The sequence below is a fragment of the Colwellia echini genome, assembly GCF_002843355.2.
Taxonomy (GTDB): Bacteria; Pseudomonadota; Gammaproteobacteria; order Enterobacterales; family Alteromonadaceae; genus Colwellia; species Colwellia echini.
Genome location: NZ_PJAI02000045.1, coordinates 1 through 4,448, shown reverse-complemented (window position 1 = coordinate 4,448; position 4,448 = coordinate 1). Strand labels below are relative to the sequence as shown.

Here is a 4,448-nt window from a genome sequence, read left to right as displayed (position 1 = left end):
TTTTAAACCTTTTAATTCTCGCTGAGTGGGAAAGAACTTAATCAATTTGGTATTAGTGACAATTAAAGGCTTAGAAGGGCAAGGCATTAATTAGCGACATCGATTATAAATATAATTAACAAAGCGTAGAGCCTGAAAAAGTCATAATTATTTACCTATAACGACAACATCTTATTGCTCTTGCTGCTGGGTTTTCTTGGTGCTGTCCTCAGGTAGATCAGAACGAGGGTCATTAAGCATTATAATTAATTGATCACAACGATCTTTTTGGCCTAACTGATCTAGCTTACTATGTTGAGCTTTAGTTTGCTGCTTTGCATGAGCTAAGCTTTGTATTTTAAATTTGTTATAACTGGCTTGAAAAACTTCATTTTCAAGAGCAGCTTGTTCCATTAATAATAAATAGATCTGCCAGCGATTAGCATTACGCTTTTGCCATGCTTTAAAACTGCTATTTAATTCACTTTTATCCACAAAATTATATGACATGCATTGGTTAAAGTAACTTTCCCACATATCTTTAGCGGTATAGGCTTGCAAAGGAATAGCCAGTGGATTTGAAATAGTTTGGTTATTTTGTGCTGCGATAGTACTTATTGGGTTAACCGTAATTAGAGCCAATAGACTCGAGATCATCATTTTTTTTATTTTCATATAAAAAGCCTTGAACAACGGAGCAATAAATTTTTATAACGTAATTTTTAACGTAATGATAGGATTCAATTAAAATCAGGCATGTACATGTATCCCGCGTTATATACCTTAGTAGCTGATGTTTGATAGATAATAGGATAAATGCCCGTTAGTAATAAACTAACAGGCATTATCCAGAGTTCAGGTTAGATATGTATCTTACTGCGGATTAAGTCCCAACTTTTGAAGGACTAGTTTGAAGTTAGCGCGACGCTCCTCAATTGCATGAACTTCACCACTTACTGGACAATGATCATCAGGACAGCCACGGTTAACGATACCAGATACAGCATCAACAAACTCTGTACCTACCATACCACCGTCAACATATTTTTTAAGTTCTGTATAATAGTTCCAATCGGCATATGGACCACCTTCGTTATCATAGGCTTGCACAGAACTAACCCAAAAGAATAAACCAGCAATCCACTTAATTTCTTTATGCTCTTCAGAGCTACATACTAACCCTGGGTTTGAACATAAATCTAAATCAGCGTAAAGCGGGCTATCAGGTGCTGCTTCAACAATCGTTCCGTCTATTGTTGTTCCAATGGTATCTGGATCAACGTGAGAACGACCAACAAAATGGTTCAGTGTACCGAAGTTTTGACGACCCGTAGTTTGAATTACGCCACGGCCCCACCAGCCACAACCTTCAACACTTTCATCACTGCCATCCCAAATAAAACTTCCCGCTTTTTGACCTACATACTGCTTACAGTCTTCACGTTCAAAAACTTGTTTAGAGGTATCAATAGCGGTAGGTACAGTATTACAGTGACCTGCGTTAGTCCAGCGACCAACTTTACCATTAACTAATAATCCTTGCTCTTCAAGTACAGCATCAGGTGCGACAAAGATTGGCGCTGGCGCACCGTACCATTTAGCGTGAGTATTCGCTGTTTGTTCCATTTTATTATCACGAGGACAAGAATAGGCGTGATCTTTACCTGAAACAGGGTGAGTACCATAATCTGCATATTTCTGACCTAATTGACCACAACTTGCAGTCATAGGGTAATCTACAGCGGCGCCGTATTTTACTTCAGACCAGTTATTTTCATCACAAGCATCGAAACGAATAGTTTCTTGCATACTTTGTGAAAGGAATGCGGCAATAGCTACTTTTGCATACATAGCATTGGTTGCATCATCAGCTGTGCTATCTACTAGCCAAAACTTATTGCCCGCTACACCAACATTGTGCATCGAATTTAAGCCTGTTAAGAAGTCAGCCCATTTGTAGATAGTTGATGGTACCCAAGTTGAAGAAGGTGTTTCGTAAAGGAATACTTGACTATCCATTATTGACTCAGCACCAGATAAATCATTATTTAACGAAGAAATACTTGTTAATGGAGTAACACCTGAGCCAGAACCTACATGATAAAGAGGCACTTTAATGCTTTGATAATTTGCGATTTTAGTTGCGAGGACAGCGTTGTCATTATCAAATATAATAGCGAAAATATTGCTATGTGCAGCTTTACGTATTTTACTTTCTCCTGCAGTATTACCCATGAAATAAGTTGTCGCTTGGGCCGTAGGTACAGAGGACAAAATTGCAGGTGCTTGAACAAAATCAGTAACCTGTTTAACGTATTCTAATGCGTTGTGCCATTGATCACTTGATAAGCTAGCAGAAGTACTTGATTTAGTAAAAGCAATAAAGTCAGCTGTTGAAGCACCCTTGTAAAGTGCTAACGTATCAAGAAGATCTGACGTTGCTTTAGAAGCAGCATTCCAAACAGACCTTTTACCGGAATGCGTAGCATAAGCAAAATCACCTATACTTAATGACCAACCAAAGGTGGCATTTGTAGCAAGTGTAGAAAGTATTAGATTGTGAGCTTGAGCCCAACCTTTGGCATCATCACTTAAAGCATTTATGTCGCTATCACTAATAGCGCTAGTATTGGTTGAAGCTAAAGCTGCTGTTAAGGCTTGTTTGACTGCAATCGAGCCTAAAGATACACCCTTATCAGCGGTAATATTATCAAGTACATTGCTATTAATAATGACAGACTCAGAGCCAAGCAATTTAGCTGTTTCAATGAATGAAACAAAATCATTGGTTAACTTGGTTGTATCTGATAAATCAGTGCTGTTGATTACGTTAACTGTTAGTGTATCAGGTGCTGCGGAAGTTGGACTTGCAACAACAAAATCACTTGGCCAGCCATTGACTTTTAAGCTGACAGGATCTTTTGCATTAGGGAGCGATAACAAAGGTGCAGTACCTTGTGCAGTTCCATCACAGTTAACTTCCCAGGTCCACGTATCATCACTGCCTGGACGAGAAGTGGTTTCCCATTTGGCGGCAAAAGCAACGTAATCATCATTAATCAGAATATCGCCTGCTTGCGCTGTTACGCCTTCAGTCCAGATACTGAAGTCAGCACATAAACCCTCTGGAGTTGGCGTCGGTGTAGGAGTCGGTGTTGGAGTTGGCGTCGGCGTAGGTGTTGGAGTCGGTGTTGGAGTCGGTGTTGGAGTCGGTGTTGGAGTTGGCGTCGGTGTAGGAGTTGGCGTCGGTGTAGGAGTTGGCGTCGGTGTAGTGTCACCGACTAACGTCCATGCATTTTCCCATGCACTGCCTGTACCTGGAGCGTAAGCCCAATCAGCGTCAGAAGAACACCAGCCTGCAACATCGCATTGGTACGATTGACCATTATTGCTCACAACATCACCAGCTGAATAAACAGTACCAGGTTGATATGTACCCGTAGGTGTTGGCGTCGGTGTCGGTGTCGGCGTAGGTGTTGGAGTTGGTGTTGGTGTTGGAGTAGGAGTTGGTGTCGGCGTAGGTGTTGGAGTTGGAGTTACACCATCAGTACACTCATACTCTAAAGACCAGCTGTCGTCACTTCCAGGTATGGATTTGGTCCACCATTTAGCACTGTATGCATTACTATCAAATTGCATTACATCACCAGTATTAGCGTGTTCAGGATTTCCTTGCCAGTCTACCTGCGGAAAGTCTGGATAGGCATTAATGCCTTCACAGCTTTGAGATGCAAATGTGTTTGATGAAATCACTGCGCTTGCAGCAAGTGATATCGCCATAAATGTTTTATTTGGCTTGAAGTAAGCCTGTTGTTTGAGTTTCATTCAAATTCCTGTATTTAATTATTGTTTTAATTTCATATGAATATGACGGATGTCGTTTAAAATATTCACGTTTTTTTTACTTTACATACACAATTCTGATGCTATTTTAAACTAGCACGCAATTGACAGCGCTGTCAACGCGTGTTTTTTGATGTGGTAATTAATTTTAAAATACAGTTATGGGGATTTTAGTTATGGATTTTTGATTATTAACTTGTTAATTCAGACAGCAAAACAGACAAATCAAGTGGTATGTTCGGTTTAAAAATACCAGCCCGTAACGAACTTACTATTACTAACAGAAAAAGCTTGTCAGACCCAACATCAACAAGGGAGTTACCCTGCTTTGATGATACAGCCAAAAATTGGTCTATAGGTTTTGGTGCTTACATTACTGAGGGTTGGTGTATGGTTTTGAGTGATATTGATATCGTTTACTTGGGATTAACGTATCGGTTTTAAGCGATACGGTTATAAGGGGGCATAGCTTTAAGTGGTATAGTTTTTAAGTAATATAACCTGAGTTCGGGATAATTAAATTGTAAAGTATAACAATATCAACTATTTGTATTCACGTATCTACAATAGCTTTAATTATTCGTAGTACAAGGCGGGAAAGCGAAGCCAATAACGGGTTATTGGGA

3 protein-coding genes are annotated in these 4,448 nt (G+C 39.7%); 1 reads left to right on the top strand and 2 read right to left on the bottom strand.

The window, feature by feature from the left end:
* Positions 1 to 171 precede the first annotated feature (171 nt).
* Together CWS31_RS17030 and CWS31_RS17025 are read right to left on the bottom strand one after the other, a co-directional pair.
* Positions 172 to 654 carry a hypothetical protein gene (locus CWS31_RS17030; protein WP_101344564.1) on the bottom strand — a complete coding sequence of 161 codons (483 nt, stop codon included), beginning with the start codon at positions 652 to 654 and terminating at the stop codon, positions 172 to 174.
* 198 nt (positions 655 to 852) lie between these two features.
* Positions 853 to 3,804 (bottom strand): cellulose-binding domain-containing protein, encoded by a 2,952-nt coding sequence (locus CWS31_RS17025; protein WP_148747787.1) that lies wholly within the window; start codon positions 3,802 to 3,804, stop codon positions 853 to 855.
* A gap of 252 nt (positions 3,805 to 4,056) precedes the next feature.
* Here CWS31_RS17025 and CWS31_RS17020 point away from each other — a divergent pair, with 252 nt between their 5' ends.
* Entirely contained in the window at positions 4,057 to 4,266 is a 210-nt protein-coding gene (locus CWS31_RS17020; protein WP_148747786.1) for a hypothetical protein, read from the top strand.
* Positions 4,267 to 4,448: the final 182 nt, after the last annotated feature.

Coding starts and splice junctions, on each gene's coding strand:
- CWS31_RS17030 (WP_101344564.1), bottom strand. CDS start 654: ATGAAAATAAAAAAAATGATGATCTCGAGTCTATTGGCTCTAATTACG.
- CWS31_RS17025 (WP_148747787.1), bottom strand. CDS start 3,804: ATGAAACTCAAACAACAGGCTTACTTCAAGCCAAATAAAACATTTATG.
- CWS31_RS17020 (WP_148747786.1), top strand. CDS start 4,057: ATGTTCGGTTTAAAAATACCAGCCCGTAACGAACTTACTATTACTAAC.